Origin of the sequence: Streptomyces sp. SID13726 (assembly GCF_010548375.1) — a bacterium.
Classification (GTDB): Bacteria; Actinomycetota; Actinomycetes; order Streptomycetales; family Streptomycetaceae; genus Streptomyces.
Genome location: NZ_JAAGLY010000003.1, coordinates 822477 through 839528 on the forward strand (window position 1 = coordinate 822477; position 17052 = coordinate 839528).

A 17052-nucleotide genomic window follows, 5' to 3' on the forward strand; every position below is an offset into this window, starting at 1 on the left:
CCCCGGCTGATCCCTGCCGGGGGATGCCGTGTAGTACGGCTCTTCGACTCCCCTTGTTCAGCGGTCTCTCACTCTTTTCTCAGGTCAGGCGCTCTTGTCGTACCTCACGCGGTGACAGAGGGCCGCGATCTCCCCACTGGCGAGCTGTGGCATCACCTTCGGCAGTTCCTCGAACGCGCTTTCCCCCGTGACGAGGGCGTCGAGCGCCGGGTCGGCGAGCAGCTTCAGTGCGAGGGCCAGCCGGTCGCCGTAGCCGCGGCTCGCGCGGGCCGGGGAGACGGTGCCGACCTGGCTGCTGCGGATCGTCAGGCGCCGGGAGTGGAAGGCCTCGCCGAGCGGCAGGGCGACACGGCGGTCGCCGTACCAGCTCAGTTCGACGACCGTGCCCTCGGCCCTGAGGAGTTCCAGGGAGCGGGTGAGGCCCTGTTCGGTGGCGCTGGCGTGGACGACGAGGTCGCAGTCGCCGAGGGCGTCCGCGGGGGAAGCGAAGTCGACGCCGAGCGCCTCGGCGGTCGTGGCGCGGGCCGGGTCGGCGTCCACCAGCTGGACCCGCACACCGGGGAAGCGGGCGAGGAGCGCGGCGACCGAGCTGCCGACCATGCCGCCGCCGACCACCGCGATCCGGTCGCCGATCAGCGGGGCGGCGTCCCAGAGGGCGTTGACGGCGGTCTCGACGGTGCCGGCGAGGACGGCCCGGGCGGCGGGCACGTCGTCCGGTACGACCGTCACGGCGCTCGCCGGGACTACGTACCGCGTCTGATGCGGGTACAGACAGAAGACGGTCCTGCCCTTCAGCGCGGCGGGGCCCTCCTCGACCAGCCCCACGCTGAGGTAGCCGTACTTCACCGGCGCCGGGAAGTCGCCCTGCTGGAAGGGGGCCCGCATGACGGAGTGCTGGTTCTCGGGCACCCCGCCGCGGAACACGAGTGTCTCCGTGCCACGGCTGACCCCGGAGTACAGCGAACGGACCAGGACCTCGTCCTCGCGGGGGGCCGGAAGGGTGACGTCCCGTATCTCTCCTTCACCCGGAGAGCGGAGCCAGAACGCACGTGCGGCGGGCTTCATCGAGAACCTCCTGAACGATCGGGAACTCGTTCACGTACCGAGATGTGCACAGGTCGCGCACAGTACGCGGCCTTGATCGACTCTGTCATCTGGCCGGAGGAATGTGCGGTGGCCCTGAACAACACTTACGAAGCAAGGCTGGTCCAGCAGGAGACCGCGGTGGGAGCGGGTCTGCAGATCCTGTTGCTGGCCCTGCTCGGCACGGCGATCGGCATGGGGCCGGCGGGGTGGCTGACCGGCCTCGCCTTCGCCGTCGCCACGTGGGCGGTGCTCTCCCGGGCGCTGCACCGCACCCGGCCGCGCTCCTTCGGCCCGGCCAACCGGGTGACCCTCGGCCGGGCGACCCTGGTCGGCGGAGTGACGGCCCTGGTGGCGGACTCCTTCCAGGACTCCCCGCCGGTGACGCTGTTCGTGGGTCTGACGGCGGTGGCGCTGATCCTCGACGGCGTGGACGGCAAGGTCGCCCGCGCCACCAACACCTCGACCCCGCTGGGCGCGCGGTTCGACATGGAGGTCGACGCGTTCCTGATCCTGGTGCTCAGCGTGTACGTGTCGATGTCGCAGGGCCCGTGGGTGCTGCTGATCGGCGCGATGCGCTACGGCTTCGTCGCCGCAGCCCGCGTCTGGAACTGGCTCAACGCCCCGCTGCCGCCGAGCATGGCCCGCAAGACGGTGGCCGCGCTCCAGGGCATCCTGCTGCTGGTGGCCGCGTCCGGGTACCTGCCGCACACGGCGACCTTCGGGGTGGTGGCCCTGGCCCTGGCCACGCTGGTCTGGTCGTTCGGCCGGGACATCCTGTGGCTGTGGCGCACGCACCGGGCCGACCAGGCGGCGGTGGAGGAGCTGCTGGAGCTGATGCCGGCACCGCAGGCGGTGGCTTCCTGACGGAGGCCCGCCCGCGCAGGGCTCGTCTCCGCGAGGCGTGAAGGGGGCTCAGCCCTTCAACGGCACCCGGTACACCGTCGACTCCCGCTGCCGGAACCCCTGGCGTTCGTACACCCGGTTGGCCGCCGCCCGGTCCGGGCGGGAGGTGAGGTCGACGGTACGGGCGCCGGCCTCCCGGGCGAGCCGGATGGCCTCCCGGATCAGCAGGCCCGCGATGCCCTGGCCGCGCGCCGCGTGATCGACGATCACGTCCTCGATTCGGGCCCGCAGTCCGGCGGGCGCCGGGAACATCACCAGGGTGAGGGTGCCGACCACCGTCCCGGCGGCCGACCTGGCGACGAGCATGGTGTTGGCGTCGCAGGCCAGGATGCGGCCGAGCGCGGTGAGGTCGAGCGCCTCGGCCGTCGAGGACAGCTGCGGCAGCATCCGCGCGAAGGCGTCGACGAGTTCCTGGTCCGCCGCGCCGACGGTCTCCACCCGGATCTCCCGGGTCTGGTTCTCCTGGGTCTCCATGCGCTGGACCCTATCGCCGGAGGCTCCAGGTCCTGTGGCTGTTCACGTCGTACGGCGGTCGCAGCCCGCCTCGGTGCCAGGCCTCCGGCGGGTGGGGAGCGGGGGAATCGGGCCCACCGGGTTCCTACCGCCGCGGCAGCAGTCCGATCGCTGCGACGGGCACGGCGGCCAGCACCAGCCAGGGCACCGCGGCCGGCAGTCCGGCGTCGAGGAGCGAGCCGGTGACGGAGCTGCCGGCCAGCACGATCAGTCCGGACACCGAGGACAGTGCCCCGGTGTACAGACCGAGCCGCCCCTCCTCCGCGAGATCCGGCACCCAGGCGCGGGCCACGGGCGCGACGAGCATCTGCCCGAAGGTGAGCAGCACGACGAACCCGGCCGCGGGCAACAGCCCCGCCGTTCCGGTCCGTTCGGCGGGCAGCGCCACGGCGACGACCGCGAACCCCGCGCCGATCAGCGACAGACCGGCCACCATGGACCGGCGCGTCGAGAGCCTGGTGCCGGCCCAGCGGGTGACGGGGAGTTGGGCGGTCACCACGAGCAGCGAGGACAGCGCGAAGAGCCAGGCCAGCGCCGACTGCGAACCGGTCGCACGCTCCACCTCGGCGGGCAGGGCGAGGTAGAGCTGGTTGTAGGCGAGCAGGTAGGCGCCGTACGCGCAGCACAGCGCGAGGAACCGGCGGTTGCGGACCAACGCCCCGATCCCGCCCTTGAGTTGCACCTGCCGGCGCCCCGGGATGCGCTGCGGCAGCAGCCACGCGTGCCCGGCGAGGACGAGCACGAAGATCCCGGCGCCCGCCAGACACACCGTGCGGAAGTCCACCGACAGCAGCAGCGCGCCGAGCAACGGGCCCACGAACGCGCCCGCCTGCCCGGCCACGGTGAACAGCGCGAGCACCTGGGTACGGGAGCCGCCCCGCTCCTCGTGGACGACCGCCTGCCGGGCGACCTCGGACTCGACGGCCGGCGAGAACAGGGCGGCCGCGAACCCGATGAGCAGCACGGCCCCGATCACCGCCCCCGTCCGCTCGGCGTACCCGAGCCAGGCGAACCCGGCGATCCGCAGCGCGCATCCGGCGAGGACGACCGGCCGGATGCCGTACCGGTCGGCGAGCGCCCCGCCCACCACGAACAGCCCCTGCTGGCTGAAGGTCCGCAGCCCGAGCACGAAGCCGACCAGCCACCCGGCCATCCCGACGGCCTGTCCCAGGTGCTCGGAGAGGAAGGGCAGCACGGCGAAGAAGCCGATGTTGAAGGCGAGTTGAGTGAGGATCAGCAGCCGCAGCAACGGCGAGAGCCTGCTGTCCTTCCGCAGGTCCGCGGGGGTCGAGGTCATCCGATCTGCACCAACTCCCGGGCGCGCGTGGCCTCATCGGGCCGGGTCGCGGTCGTACGAGGATCTCGGCGCCGTCGCGGCCACCGCACCCCGCCCGCCGCGCTGACCGCCAGCGCTCCGAGCAGGGCGAGTACGGCGGCGGGGGCGAGGACGGCCCAGGGGGCGCGCTCGGCGTAGGGCTGGTTCTCGGCGAGGAGCAACCCCCATTCCGGGGAGGGGGGTTGGGCGCCGAGGCCGAGGAAGGCGAGCGAGGCGAGGGCCAGGGCGGTGCCGGGAAGCCGGAGCAGGGCGTGCCGGGTGACGGGCGGGAGGACGGCGGGGAGCAGTTCGTGGCGCAGGAGGTAGCGGCGTCCGGCGCCGAGGCCACGGGTGGCGGTGATGTGCAGGGCGGCGCGTTCCTGGCGCAGGAGTGCGGAGGTGTGGGTGGCCAGGGGCGCCCAGGCGACGGCGCCGACGGCGAGCGCGGGGGTCCATGGTCCGGTGCCGGCGACCGCGGTGACCAGGAGGGCGCCGAGGACGGGCGGTACAGCGTTCACGGTGTCCGCGAGGGGGCCCGAGACCCGGGGTGCCAGCCCGAGGAGGACCCCGGCGACCAGGGCGGCCGCTCCGATGCCGAGGGCGAGGAGCAGGGTGTCGAGGGCGCCGTGCGCGACGCGGGCGAGGAGGTCCCGGCCGAGGGCGTCGGTGCCGAACGGGTGGGCCCAGGTGGGTGCTTGGAGTCGCCGGGTGGTGTCGAGGGCGAGCGGGTCGCGGGGCAGGCCGAGCGCGATGACGCCGAGGAGGAGACCGCCGTACACGAAAGGCTGGAGGCCGCGGGCGGGGGGCTGCTTGCGGTGCGGGGACGACAGGGAGCCGTCGCGCAGCGCGGGGCCGGCGAGGCGGCGGGTGGTGAGGGCGGCGAGTCCGGAGGCCGCCGCGGCGAGCAGGAGGAGGGCGAGGGTGCCGGCCTGGAGGACGGGGAGGTCCTGGGCGAGCGCGGCCTGGAGGGTGGTGCGGCCGAGGCCGGGGATGTCGTAGATCTGCTCCACCGCGACGGAGCCGCCGGTGAGGCCGACGACGAACAGGCCGGTGTTGGGGAGCAGTCCGGGCAGACAGCGGCGGACGGCCTGGCGGGCGATGGTGCGGGCGGGCAGTCCGCGCGCTGCTGCGGCCAGCGCCCAGGGTTCGGCGAAGGCGCCGGGGAGGAGGTCGTCGAGGAGTCTGCCGAGCACGGCTCCGGCGGGCAGGCCGAGGGCGAGGGCGGGCAGGATCGTCCACTGGGGTCCGTACCAGCCGAGGGCGGGGAGCCAGCCGAGCTGCACGCCGACGACGGTGGCGAGGACGGAGGCGGTGAGGAACTCGGGGAGCGCAGCCAGCATCGCGGACCCGCCGCCGGGGGCCTTCGTGTCGTCGAGCCGCCGGTGTGCGCCGAGTCGCAGGGTGCGGGCGCAGATCAGGGCGGCGGTGACAGCCGCGACGACGAGGGCCGCGGCCATCAACAGCAGGGACGCGCCCAGGGCTTGGAGCACCGCGGGGGTGACGTCGTCACCGGAGAGCCAGGACTGTCCGGCGTCCCCGTGCGCGAGTCCGCCGAGCCACTCCCCCAGGAGCTTGAACGGGCGTTTTTCCAGGCCGAGTTGGGCCCTGATGTCCGCCAGTACCCGAGGGGTGGGGTCACGGTCGGCCGAGCGTGCCTTCAGAACCGTCAGCGCCGGGTCGGTGCGGGTCAGCCAGGGCAGCAGGCCGATCCCGCACACCAGGGCGGCCGCGAGCACGGCACGCCAGACCAGGGCGGACAGCTGGGGTCGCACGGATCAGCGCCGGGTTCCGGTGCCGACGAGGGTGCGCTCGTAGGGGTCGAGGAGGACACCGCGCACGGAGGTGGCGACTCCGGTGATGATCCGCTGGTGGACCAGGGGGACGACGGCGTCCGTGCCGAGGATCCGGGCCTCGGCGGCCATGGCCAGGTCCTGGCGCCGGTCGGGGTCGGCCTCGGACTCGGCCTTCGCCACGGCCTTGTCGGCGTCCCGGTCGCAGAGTTGGGCGATGTTGTAGCCGCCGTCGCAGCTGTAGTCACTGGCGAGGACGGCCACGGGGTCGCCGGTGTCGACGAGGGTGTTGCGGGCGAGGACGAACGCGTCGAACTTCCCCGCCAGCGCGTCGCTCTCCAGCCGGGAGTACTCGCGCACCTCCAGAGCGACCTCGAACCCGGCCTTCTCCAGCTGCTGCTTCAACACCTGGGCGGCTTCGGGGAGTTCGGGGCGGTTGTCGTAGGTGGCGAGGGTGATCCGCGTACCGTCGGGGGTTTTGGCCTTCGCCCTTCCGACGGGCTGCTGCCGCTTGCCCTCGGCCCAGGTGACGGCGGGGCCGTAGATGCCGGCGCCGGGGTCGGCGTACCCCTCGTAGACGCCCTTGGCGAGCGCGGAGGTGTCGACGGCCGCGCGGGCGGCGGCGCGGAGTCCCGGGTCCTTGAGAGGGCCGGACTTCGCGTTGAGGAGGAGGCTGGTGGTGCGGGTCGTGGCCGTCTCCTCGCGGGTCGCCTCGTCGAGTGTGGCGGCCTGCGCGACCGGGACCGCCTCGGCGATGTCGAGTTCTCCGGTGCGCAGGGCACTGGCCCGGGCGGTGCCGTCCGCGATGAAGCGGGCGTCGATGCCGGAGGCCTGGGCCCGGCCGCCCCAGTAGTCGTCGAAGCGGTCGAGGGTGGCGGAGGTGGAGCCGTTGACCTCGGTGAGCTCGAAGGGTCCGGTGGCGGTGCCGACCGGGTCGACGCCGTCCTTGTAGGCCTTCGGGGAGAGGACGGCGAGGCTGGGGCTGGACAGGCGCAGGGGCAGGATCGGGTCGGGGGCCGTGGTGCTGACCCGTACGGCCTCGCCCTGCGCCTTCGCCGTGAGGGTGACGCCGGAGAGGGCGGCCGGGGCGGGCTTCGCCTCGGTGGCGTGGGTGAGGGCGCCGGCGACCGTGGCCGGGGTGACCTCGGAGCCGTCCTGGAAGGTGGCCTCGCGGAGGGTGAACAGCCAGGTGCGGTCGTTCTCCCGGCGCCAGGACTCGGCGAGTGCGGGGGCGGCGGCGCCGTTGGCGTCGAGGGCGGTCAGGCCCTCGGTGACACCGAGGCGGCTGAGGATCGTGGCGTCGGCGCCGTACGGCGAGAGCTTCTCGGCGGGTGGGAAGGCGAGGGCGACGCGGAGGCGGGAGCCGTCGCGCGAGGCGCCTTCTCCGTCGCCGTCTCCGGAGCCCGCGGAGGAGAAGCAGGCGGTGAGGACGGGGGTGAGCAGCAGGGAGCCCAGCAGGTGACGGCGTCGCATGGTGTCTCTATCGCCCCATCGCTATCGGGAACTCGGGTATGCCGGACATCGGTATCTCGAAGTGCACGACGTTGCTCGCGCCGCCCGTGGTCTCGCGTTCGTCGTGCACGATCTTGCCGAGGGAGCGCCAGAAGGGTTCGGCGCCCGGGACCGCGGGGTCGGTGTGCAGATAGACGGAGCGGTAGCCGCCGTCCGCGGCCGCGAAGGCGAGCAGCTCGGTGACCAGGCGGCGGGCGAGACCGCGCCTGCGGTGCTCGGGGCGGACGTAGATCCGGCGCAGCTGCGCGGTCTCGCCGGAGGGGTAGCGCTCGGCCAGTTCACGCGGGTTCGGCGGGTGGGCGGGGCCGCGGGAGTCGAGGGCGCCGGTGGCCACGACGGCCCGGTCGTCCGGGTCGAGGGCGACGAGCAGGGTGTGGCGGGCCGGGGCGAGATAGGCGGCGGCCGGGTCGATGATGTCGCCGTGCCAGCGGGGCACGTATCCGGTCCCGAAGTCGCGGTAGACGGTGTCGAGCATCACGGCTCGCGCACCTTCGAGGTCGTCCGGGCTCGCCGCCCTGATGCTGTAGTCACGCACTTGCACATCATATGCATTTAGTGGTGCGGGGTGATCGCGGGGCGATTTGACAGTGATCGAATCCACGCCATAGAACCTACCGACATGACATCCATTTTCAAAAAGATGGAGCGGTAGTGCGGATCGCGTTCGTCGGCAAGGGCGGCAGCGGCAAGACCACCCTGTCGGCGCTCTTCTCCCGCCATCTGGCCCGGTCCGGGGTGCCGGTACTGGCCGTGGACGGGGATATCAATCAGCACTTGGCTGAGGCGCTGGGGGACGGGTTCCTGGGGGACGGGTCCCTGGGACACGCGGATGGAGACCTGGGGGCTTCGCCGCTGGGTGCTCATGTGGCCGAGATCAAGGACTTCCTGCGGGGCACCAACCCGCGCATCGCCTCCCGCGAGGCGATGATCAAGACGACACCGCCGGGCCGGGGGTCGCGGCTGCTGCGGTTGCTGGGCGACGACGAACTGCATGCTCGCCATGTCCGGCGCGTGGGTGACGTACCGCTGATGGTGACGGGCGAGTTCGACGAGAACGACCTCGGCGTGGCCTGCTACCACTCCAAGCTCGGCGGGGTGGAGTTGTACCTCAACCACCTGGTCGACGGCCCATGCGAGTACGTCGTGGTCGACATGACGGCCGGCGCGGACGCCTTCGCCTCGGGCCTGTTCACCCGCTTCGACATGACCTTCCTGGTGGCCGAACCCACCCGCAAGGGCGTCTCGGTCTACCGCCAGTACCGGGACCACGCACGGGAGTTCGGGATCCGGATCGCCGTGATCGGCAACAAGGTGACCGGCGAGGACGACGTGCTCTTCCTCAAGGAGCACGTGGGGGACGACCTGTTGACGTACCTGGTCCACTCACCGTGGGTGCGCGCCGCCGAACAGGGCCGTACGGAGAGCGACTCGGAGTCCTTGGACGCGCTGGAACCGCACAACCGGCACGCCCTGACGATCCTGCGCGAGGCGGTCGACGCCCACCCCCGCGACTGGGCCGCCCTCCACCGCCACGCGGTCGAGTTCCATCTGCGCAACGCCCGCTCCTGGGCCAACGAGGCGACGGGCCTCGACCTGGCGGCCCAGATCGACCCGGACTTCGTCCCGGGCCCGACGTCCCTCGACTGACCCCCACTCCACAACCGTTCGACGGCTCGACAGTTCGACAACAGACAGGAACAGCACACATGTCTCTCGACGTCTCCCCGGAACTCCTCGCCGAGGCCGAGCAGGGCGACATCCGCGAGGAGGACTTCGTGGACACGGTCCGCACGTCCCTCCCCTACGCCTACGACCTCATCGCCGACCTCACCACCCAACTCAAGGGCGGAATCGCCGAGTTCACCGACAACCAGACCCCTCCCCCGTCCGAACGGGAACGCGGCCAACTCCTCCGAGCCCTCGCCAGCGACGCCATCCGCACCAGCCTCGAACGCCACTTCGGCGTGGCCCTGGCCTTCCAGAACTGCCACCGGGTGGCGGCGTTCCGACCGGAGTCGGTGACGGGTGAGACGTACGCACGGTTCACGTCGGTGCGCTCTCAGGTGTTGAACCAGTCGCCGGAGTTCAGGGACTGCTGACGCCGCGTGCGACGGCTGCTCGGACACGAGATCACGGTGTCCTCGTGGTGCGATACGCTTTTCGTTCGCTGCGCACCTTCCCGGAGGGTACTAGGCGGATTTCGCGGGCCGATTGCTGGTCGTGAGTGACGAATGCGGATGCCCGGTAGGGCGGTCCTACCATTCCGACCTCACATCAGGAGTGGTCTTCCGTGGAGCCGATCGAGTACAAGCCTGCACGCCGTCCATGGATCCGCGAGATCCTGGTCGGTGTTGCGACGGGCGTGATCTCCAACCTCGTGTTGGACGCGCTGGCCGCAGCAGTACGCCACCTCATCTGAGGCAGGCGAGTGGCGGGCCCGGTGAGCCCGCCACTCTTCTCCCGTAAGACACCGCCCGCCCTACCGCGCGGCTTTCAGAAGATGTGCCCCTGCCCAGGTGGGACGTCGTTGCCCGCTCTCTTGGGGCTGGGAAGGTGCGGGAACCACGCCTCGGGCGGAAGGTTCTCCCGGGTGGGGCGCAACCCGTGAATCTGCACCTCACCGACGCGGGATTTCAGGTAGTTCTGGGTCTCCTCGTCCGTGGAGTGGAGGACCGTGGCCCGGCTCGCCCTCGTCATCAGCACGTGGTAGGCGTGCCGGACGGATCGCTCGAAGTCCGCCGTGGTCTTTGCCTCCCTCAGCTTCATGTCGAAAGAGCCGGGGACCTTGACGCGTCTGACCTTCGTCTCCGGATCCACGGACCACTTTCCCTTGCGGTAGACCCAGCGGTCGTCGCGTCGCACCATGTCGTCACCCAGGATCACCCCGCACCAGTCCCACTCGAGACCCTGTGCCGTGTACACGCAGCCGATCTGGTCGATACCGAAAGGGTGTACCGACCAGATGGTGGACGGTGGTACCGCGCCGTTCTCGCAGAAGTGGTCGCTCTTGGCGTTCCAGCGCCGATGCCATTCGCCTATCCGTACGTCCGTCTCCAGACGCGCGGCCCTGCCCTTACCCCGTGGGGCGGTCCACGGCCAGCAGAAGCCCGCCACCATACGGGCCGTCGCCCCAGCCTCCGCTTCGCCCTTGATGATGTGCTCGAGTTCCTCAGGGCTGTCGGCCACTTCCACGTGCATCAGCCCGTCCGGAGCCCACTTGGTCTCCCCCGCCTCGATGCCGAGCACCGCCCGCACCCAGCGGATATAGGCATCACTGCCCCCACAGCGCCATTCCTCCCTGAGCCGGTACGGGAGTGGAGTGATGCCGCGTGCCTTGGTCGCGTCCTCGATCAGGCTCACCGACCCGACTTCCTTGGGCCGCACGGACTGGCTCTCGTCGAGGAAGAACACCGTGAGCCTCGCGGCATCGAGCAGGTCGTCCACCTGCGGTTGCGTGCCCGTCCTCTCCTCCTTCCTGTATCTGTCCTCGGTCCGCTCCCGTATACGGTGCGCCTCGTCGCAGATCAGCACGTCCAGAGCGACTTCGACAGGGCGGACGAAATCGCTGAAGTAGCCGAACCTCTTCTTGAACTCCTTCTTCGTGTAGCCCACTTGCTCCTCGAGCGCTCCATTGAAGGCACGACTGCCGCTCGCGTACATCACGCTGCGGCCGGCCGCCTCGAAGTCCGCCCTGAGTTGAAGGCCGACTGCGCTCTTCCCTGTTCCCGGACCTCCCGTCACGACGAATACCGCCCGTTCGTCGTTTCCCGTCCGGACAGGCCCGCCCGGACGGCCGAGGACCTGGTCCGCCCGTTCCAGCACACTGGTAGCCACCTTCAGTTGCTGGCGACGCAGGGTGAACACGGTGTCCTCGCCCCGGGACATGATCATCGCGTCGAGGAGGGGTGTGTTGCGCAAATCCATCCGCAGCAGGAGTTGTTCCGCTTCCGAAGCCGCTCCGTCCTCCGCGAAGTGCTCACGCAGGTCCGCCAGCATTCGGTCACGGCTGTCTTGGGTGTAGACCCGTTCGTAGGCCCCGGTCGGTGCCAAAGTGTCGAGCAGCGGCTTCACCGATTCGTCGGTGGCGTTGTGCAGATAGGCGAAACCACCGCATTCGATGGTGACGCCCCGCAACGGTCCTTGATCCCCGGTGAACAGCTGATACGTGTTCCGAAGCTGGAGCGCGGGATGCCGCTTGGGCTTCGCGATTCCCGGGACGTTCACCAGCTCCGCGGTGGCGGCCTCCACTCGGGTCACCGTGGACCATCGTTTCAGCTCGACGAGTTGAAAGGACGGCAGGTGTGTCTCAGGATGCCGTCCCACCAGCACGGCGTCTATCAGGGGAGCCTCGCCCTTCTCCGGAGCGTCGACGGTGGCCGCGCACTCGACGATCATCTCGACGTTGCCCCGCTCCGCCGCAACCAGGTCTCTCGCCAGTTGGACCAGGCTCTCGGCCCACGCCTCGCGTTCCGACCGCGACACGTCCCGTCCGCGGAAGTACCGATATCTGGCGGCGAGGTGAGGCACCATCCGGCGCCTCTCGTCAAGCGTGAGAAGGTCCTGCGCGGACAGCCTCAACAGAAGCATGGACACGAAGTGGTTCCCCCAAGGCACGAGTGACTCGTGCGGGTGGGGGCGTGTCCTCTTGTGGGAAGCCCGTCGGGCCGCAACCGGTATCGACGATCATATGGAGTGAGGGCTGTTGCTCGGTCCGGGTCACCAGGAGCAGCGTGTTGTCGGAGAGGCCGGGTGGCCAGAAAGCCACGGTCCTATTTCTCTCACGCGGACACGGGCACGCGCCGCATGCCCACGAGTTCCCTCAGCTTGCGCTGGGTCTCGGGATCGGTGGAGTACACGACCGTTCCGGTCATGCCTCGGGTCAGCAGCACCTTGTAGGTGTTGCGGATCAACCGGTCCACATCGGCGTCGGCGACCGACCGCTTGAAGACGGGGTCCTTGGACGCCGTGCGATCGGTGATCCAGCGGTCGCTCCGCCACACCAAGTCGGGGCCGATGACGACGCCGGACCAGTCGTACTCGAATCCCTGCGCCGTGTAGACACAACCGATCTGTCCGAAACCCGCCGGGTCCGTCGCCCAGAGCGCGGAGGGCGGAGCCCCCGACACCGCTCGATCGCCTCGTAGATTCCAGGGTCGGGCCCAATCACCGATCACGACGTCCGCCGGAAGCGGCTGCCCCGGTTTGGGCTCCGGAGACCACGGCCAGCAGTACCCGGCGGACATTCGGGCGCTGTAGCCCTGGGATCGCCGACCGTCCAGGAAGGACTCCATGTCCTCAGGGCTCTCGGCCAGCAGCAACCGCATACGGTCGTCCGGCTCCCACGTCACCGAACCGCCTGGTTCGAGCCCCAGCAACCGCACGACCCAGCGCAGATACGCGTCGCTGCCTCCGCATCGGAACTGGCTGTCGAGCGGCACGACATGGCAGGTGAGGTCGCGGAGTGCCGCCGCCGCTCTGATGTCGGCGACGGTGCCCATCTCGCCGGGACGCACCACTTGGTGTTCGTCGAGCAGGAAGACCGGGACCCTGGCTACGTCGAGCAGTTCGTCGATCTGTGCTCTACCGGTCCGCCGTGCCGCCGGCGTGTAGCGGTTGGCGGAGGTCTCGCGGATACGGTGCGCCTCGTCGCAGATCAGAACGTCGAGAGTGTTGTTCTCGGTCGCCATGAAGCTGTTGAAGTACTTGAAAAGGTCCTGCACTTCCCGCTTTCGGGTGCCTGCGACCTTGCGCATCGTCTTGGTGAAGGACTGCGATCCGGTCGCGTGCAGGGCCGGGACTCCCTGCCGGTAGAGCTCACCGAGCAGGGACAGTGCGATCACGCTCTTACCCGTGCCGGGACCGCCTGTGACGATCACGACCTCCTTTCGGTCGGCTCGCTTCGCCTTACGGACGGCATTGAGGACGATCCTGTAAGCGACCTGCTGCTCGTCGAGGAGCACGAACTGCTCTCGTTCACGCACTTCCTGGGCCGCGACGGCCATGAGCTGCTTCGACGGCGCGGTCCTGCCGGACAGCAGCACGTCAGCGGAGTCGGCTCCCGGATTCTCCTTGCTCAGCCGGGCTCGGAGGTACTTGATGAACTCACCCCGCCGGTCCCCCGTGAACAACTGTCCACGCCTGTCCGACTCGATCTCACGCAGCCCGCTCACCCCGAACTCGGTGGCGTTGTGCAGGAACGCCACGCCCTGGACCCGGTCCGGGTGCGCAGCGATGGCGCCGTTGAAGTTGACGAGATACTGGCAGTAGCGGCGCACCTGCTCGATGGGGTTGAGGACCGGGTCGCCGTAGCGATCCAGACGGCACAGCAGCGGATCGTCCTCATCGGGGTAGGCCTGGCTCCACTGCTTCAGCTCCACGAGAACGTATGACGGCTCCTTCGTGTCCGGGTGTGTCCCGGCGAGCACCACGTCGACCCGCTTGCTGTTCATCGGCAAGGAGTACTCGAGCATCACTTCCACGTCGCCGAGGCCGGCGTCGTTGAGTGCGGCGGCCAGGACGGGGATGCTCTGCTCCCAGGAACGTATCTCCGACGGTCCGGGCCGGTAGCCATGCACGTGGACGAAGCGATCCGTGAGCCGGTGGAACAGCGACGTGTCTAGCGCCATGACGGCGACCGTCCGGGCGGACGCGCGGAACAGCAAGGACATCTCCCAGGCAGCACGAAATGACTCGTGCGGGTGGGGGCATGTCCTTCAGGACTCCACCTGGGTGGAGCGGAAGCCCGTCGGGCCGCAACAGCGAGGTGATCAAGCGTACCGGGAGCCTGCTTCGACGAGGCTCGCAGCGCGGAGCAGGCGGGGCCGGATGGTCCGGCCGCCCGGCTCCTCGTCCCCGGCCGGCCGCGGCGAAGCCGATGAAGAGCCGAAGATGCCGCCGTAGAGCCAGGTCGTCAACCAGGTGTGCTGTGCGACGGAAGATCACCCGCTGTCGAGAGAAGGACGTCGGACCGACCTCAGGTGGTTCTGGCCGAACCAGGACAGTGCCGCCAAGGCGAGCACGATCGGGACCCAGACGAAGGCGGCGTTCTGGAGGTACACCGTCTCATCGGTCCGCGTGTCCGCCCGGCCGGAGCCGATCGCGATCACCGACATGGTGATGACGCCAGGGGTCAGGAGCTGGACCGCCGAGACGCCCAGGTTGCCGAGGGCGCCGTTGACACCCGTAGCGTTGCCCTTCTCGCGCTTGGGGAAGCTGCTGTTGGCGAGGGACGAGGGGAAGTTCGCGCCGCCGATGCCGCACAGAGCCGCGATCGTGGCCATGGTGGTGAAGGACGTGGACGGGTCCTGGATCGCGAGGCCGAGCCAGATCAGCGGAACGACGAGGACGGCCGTCGACAGTGCCGTGAAGGCGCGCCGACCGATCCGCGGGCCGAGGAACGTGTAGATCATCCGGGACGTGCCGTCGGTCAGGCCCGGGGTCGCGGTCAGCCAGAACAGCTGCGAGGTGGTGAAGGCGAAGCCGACGTCCGCGAGGTCGGTCGCGGTGACGCTCCACACCTGCCATACGACAAAGGCGACCACGAGAGCCAGTACAGCGATCCGGAGACTGCGCCGGGCAACCCGTCTGCCGACCGCGTTCCAGAAGAACTCGTTCTCCGGCTCCCAGTCGGTGATCTCCCGGCCGGGGTGGTACTGGGCGAGGTCGTAGGACCTCCCGGCGACCTCGGTCGGCGCAGTCCTATAGAGAAACGCCAGGCTAGGGTCGTAAGGCGGCAACACACGCCGCCCTACGACCCTGCGGCCACGGGACCTCGTCCCCACCGTCACCGGACCGACGTCATCAGTCCGACGTCATCAGTCCGGCATCATCACACCGACGTCACCGCCGGCGCCGCCGCATACCCCGTCGGCCGGGCCGTGAACGTCCCGCGGCCCTGTGTCCGGCTCCTCAACCGCGTCGCGTAGCCGAAGAGTTCGGCCAGGGGCACCGTCGCCGTCACGACGGCCGCGCCGCCCCGCGTGACCGACCCGGAGACCCGGCCGCGGCGGGCGGCGAGATCGCCGAGCACCGCGCCGACGGCGTCGTCGGGCACGGTGACCGTGACCTCGACGACCGGTTCCAGGAGGACCATCGCGCAGGCGCGCAACGCCTCCCGGAGGCCGAGCCGGCCCGCCGTGCGGAAGGCGGTGTCCGAGGAGTCCTTCACATGGGTCGCCCCGTCGGTGAGGGTGACGCGCAGCCCGGTCACCGGGTGCCCGCCCAGCGGACCCTCGGCCAGCGCGTCCCGGCAGCCGGCCTCGACCGCGCGGACGTACTCCTGCGGAACCCGCCCGCCGACGACCGCCGAGCGGAACTCGAAGCCCTCCTCGGCCGGTTCGACGTCGAGCACGACATGCGCGAACTGCCCTGCCCCGCCATCCTGTTTGACGTGCCGGAAGACCAGACCGGACACTCCGAGCCCGACGGTCTCCCGGTAACTCACCCTCGGTCGGCCCACGTTGAGCGCCAGCCCGTACTCTCGCCGCACCTTCTCCACCGCGACCTCCAGATGCAGTTCGCCCATGCCCGAGAGCAGGGTCTGGCCGGTCTCGGCGTCGGTGTGGACGACGAGCGACGGGTCCTCCTCGGCCAGCCGGGCGAGCGCCGAGGCCAGCCGGTCGGTGTCGGTGGACCGGCCCGCCTCGACCGCGACGGACACCACCGGCTCGGCCACGCCGGGCGGTTCGAGCACGAGCGGGGCGTCCGGCGCGCACAGGGTCGAGCCCGCGCGGGCCGACTTCAGCCCTACGACGGCGACGATGTCCCCGGCGACCGCGCGCTCCAACCGGTCGTGCCGGTCGGCCTGTACACGCAGGATCCGCCCGATGCGCTCGGTGCGGTGCGCGCCCGCGTCCCACACGGCGTCTCCTTTCTCGATCGTTCCCGAGTACACGCGTACGTACGTGAGCCGTCCCGTCGGGGTGGCGTTCACCTTGAACGCCAGTGCCGCGAAAGGCGCTTGCGGGTCGCAGGGCCGCTCCTCGCCCTGGTCACCGCGTACGGCGGGCACGTCCAACGGCGACGGCAGATACGCCAGCACCGCGTCCAGCAGCGGCTCGATCCCGCGGTTGCGGTAGGCCGAGCCGCACAGGACGACCACGCCGTCGCCACTGTGCGTGAGGTCGCGCAGGGCGGCGGTCAGGGTGTCGGCGGAGAGGGTCTCCCGGTCGCAGAACTCCTCCAGCGCGGCCGGGTGCCGTTCGGCGACGGCCTCCTCCAGGAGCCGGCGCCGCCTGAGCGCCTCCTCTCGCAGAGCGGCGGGCACCGGGGCGTCCGCCGCCCTCTCGCCGGAGTCCGTCCAGGTCAGCGCCCGCATCCGGATCAGGTCGACGACGCCGGTGAAGCCGTCCTCGCTGCCGATGGGCAACTGCACGACCAGCGGCGCCGGATGGAGCCGCCGCCGGATCGACTCGACGGCGGTGTCCAGGTCGGCGCCCGCGCGGTCCAGCTTGTTGACGAACGCGATCCTGGGCACGCCGTGCCGGTCGGCCTGCCGCCACACCGACTCGCTCTGCGGCTCCACGCCCGCCACCGCGTCGAACACGGCGACCGCCCCGTCGAGCACCCGCAGCGCGCGCTCCACCTCGTCGGCGAAGTCGACGTGCCCGGGGGTGTCGATCAGGTTGACGCGGTGCCCGGCCCACGCGCAGCTGACGGCCGCCGCGAAGATGGTGATCCCGCGGTCCCGCTCCTGCGGGTCGAAGTCGGTGACGGTCGTGCCGTCGTGGACCTCGCCGCGCTTGTGCGTGGTCCCGGTGGCGAACAGGATCCGCTCGGTGACGGTGGTCTTGCCCGCGTCGACGTGGGCGAGGATGCCGAGGTTGCGGACGACGGCGAGCGGTTCGAGGTGGCTGGTGCGCACGGCCCATGGCCTTTCGGTGCTGTGGTGACAGGGCTGCGCGATGTCCCGTACGACATGACGGCACGTCAGAA

Annotated in this window: 14 protein-coding genes; 4 read left to right on the forward strand and 10 right to left on the reverse strand. The window is 70.6% G+C overall.

Annotated elements, in window-relative coordinates; genetic code table 11:
* Nucleotides 1–84: 84 nt before the first annotated feature.
* Nucleotides 85–1065, reverse strand: a complete 981-nt coding sequence (locus tag G3I78_RS10985; RefSeq protein ID WP_164422918.1) for a zinc-binding alcohol dehydrogenase — start codon at nt 1063–1065, stop codon at nt 85–87.
* 108 nt (nt 1066–1173) lie between these two features.
* Between G3I78_RS10985 and G3I78_RS10990 the strand changes: the two genes are divergently transcribed.
* Nucleotides 1174–1950, forward strand: coding sequence for a CDP-alcohol phosphatidyltransferase family protein (locus G3I78_RS10990; protein ID WP_164422920.1), 777 nt, complete (start codon nt 1174–1176; stop codon nt 1948–1950).
* Nucleotides 1951–1998: 48 nt separating this feature from the next.
* Here G3I78_RS10990 and G3I78_RS10995 read toward each other — a convergent pair whose 3' ends face one another.
* The 5 genes from G3I78_RS10995 to G3I78_RS11015 form a co-directional block, all read right to left on the reverse strand.
* Nucleotides 1999–2463 (reverse strand): GNAT family N-acetyltransferase, encoded by a 465-nt coding sequence (locus G3I78_RS10995; protein ID WP_164422923.1) that lies wholly within the window; start codon nt 2461–2463, stop codon nt 1999–2001.
* 124 nt (nt 2464–2587) lie between these two features.
* A complete protein-coding gene (locus G3I78_RS11000) occupies nt 2588–3799 on the reverse strand; it encodes an MFS transporter (RefSeq protein ID WP_164422925.1) in 1212 nt (403 codons plus the stop codon).
* Nucleotides 3796–5589, reverse strand: coding sequence for an ABC transporter permease subunit (locus G3I78_RS11005; protein WP_164422927.1), 1794 nt, complete (start codon nt 5587–5589; stop codon nt 3796–3798). Before G3I78_RS11005 ends, G3I78_RS11000 begins: the two co-directional genes overlap by 4 nt.
* Nucleotides 5590–5592: 3 nt before the next feature.
* Entirely contained in the window at nt 5593–7080 is a 1488-nt protein-coding gene (locus tag G3I78_RS11010) for an ABC transporter substrate-binding protein (protein WP_164422929.1), read from the reverse strand.
* A 7-nt stretch (nt 7081–7087) separates the two neighbouring features.
* A complete protein-coding gene (locus G3I78_RS11015) occupies nt 7088–7654 on the reverse strand; it encodes a GNAT family N-acetyltransferase (protein ID WP_164422931.1) in 567 nt (188 codons plus the stop codon).
* Nucleotides 7655–7770: 116 nt separating this feature from the next.
* On the opposite strand from G3I78_RS11015, the gene G3I78_RS11020 reads away from it, so the two are divergent.
* The 3 genes from G3I78_RS11020 to G3I78_RS51895 all read left to right on the forward strand — a co-directional run bounded on the left by G3I78_RS11020 (nt 7771) and on the right by G3I78_RS51895 (nt 9538).
* On the forward strand, nt 7771–8766 hold the full coding sequence (locus tag G3I78_RS11020) for an ATP-binding protein (protein ID WP_164422933.1): 996 nt from the start codon (nt 7771–7773) through the stop codon (nt 8764–8766).
* A 59-nt stretch (nt 8767–8825) separates the two neighbouring features.
* A complete protein-coding gene (locus G3I78_RS11025; RefSeq protein ID WP_164422935.1) occupies nt 8826–9218 on the forward strand; it encodes an SCO5389 family protein in 393 nt (130 codons plus the stop codon).
* Nucleotides 9219–9409: 191 nt separating this feature from the next.
* Nucleotides 9410–9538: a DUF6408 family protein gene (locus G3I78_RS51895; RefSeq protein WP_343243715.1), complete on the forward strand. Its 129-nt coding sequence runs from the start codon at nt 9410–9412 to the stop codon at nt 9536–9538.
* A 74-nt stretch (nt 9539–9612) separates the two neighbouring features.
* Here G3I78_RS51895 and G3I78_RS11030 read toward each other — a convergent pair whose 3' ends face one another.
* The 4 genes from G3I78_RS11030 to fusA all read right to left on the reverse strand — a co-directional run bounded on the left by G3I78_RS11030 (nt 9613) and on the right by fusA (nt 16981).
* The gene (locus G3I78_RS11030; RefSeq protein ID WP_203614837.1) at nt 9613–11706 is read right to left on the reverse strand and encodes a DUF2075 domain-containing protein; all 2094 of its coding nucleotides are present in this window, start codon (nt 11704–11706) and stop codon (nt 9613–9615) included.
* Between the two features lie 191 nt (nt 11707–11897).
* A complete protein-coding gene (locus tag G3I78_RS11035; RefSeq protein ID WP_164423115.1) occupies nt 11898–13781 on the reverse strand; it encodes a DUF2075 domain-containing protein in 1884 nt (627 codons plus the stop codon).
* A gap of 276 nt (nt 13782–14057) precedes the next feature.
* The gene (locus tag G3I78_RS11040; protein WP_164422939.1) at nt 14058–14855 is read right to left on the reverse strand and encodes a hypothetical protein; all 798 of its coding nucleotides are present in this window, start codon (nt 14853–14855) and stop codon (nt 14058–14060) included.
* 92 nt (nt 14856–14947) lie between these two features.
* Nucleotides 14948–16981, reverse strand: coding sequence for an elongation factor G (gene fusA, locus G3I78_RS11045; RefSeq protein ID WP_164422941.1), 2034 nt, complete (start codon nt 16979–16981; stop codon nt 14948–14950).
* Between the last annotated feature and the right edge of the window lie 71 nt (nt 16982–17052).

Excerpts from the sequence above, each read along its gene's own strand:
- G3I78_RS11030 (WP_203614837.1), bottom strand. The coding sequence starts at position 11,706 with ATGCTTCTGTTGAGGCTGTCCGCGCAGGACCTTCTCACGCTTGACGAG.
- G3I78_RS11010 (WP_164422929.1), bottom strand. The coding sequence starts at position 7,080 with ATGCGACGCCGTCACCTGCTGGGCTCCCTGCTGCTCACCCCCGTCCTC.
- G3I78_RS10985 (WP_164422918.1), bottom strand. The coding sequence starts at position 1,065 with ATGAAGCCCGCCGCACGTGCGTTCTGGCTCCGCTCTCCGGGTGAAGGA.
- G3I78_RS11000 (WP_164422925.1), bottom strand. The coding sequence starts at position 3,799 with ATGACCTCGACCCCCGCGGACCTGCGGAAGGACAGCAGGCTCTCGCCG.
- G3I78_RS10995 (WP_164422923.1), bottom strand. The coding sequence starts at position 2,463 with ATGGAGACCCAGGAGAACCAGACCCGGGAGATCCGGGTGGAGACCGTC.
- G3I78_RS11025 (WP_164422935.1), top strand. The coding sequence starts at position 8,826 with ATGTCTCTCGACGTCTCCCCGGAACTCCTCGCCGAGGCCGAGCAGGGC.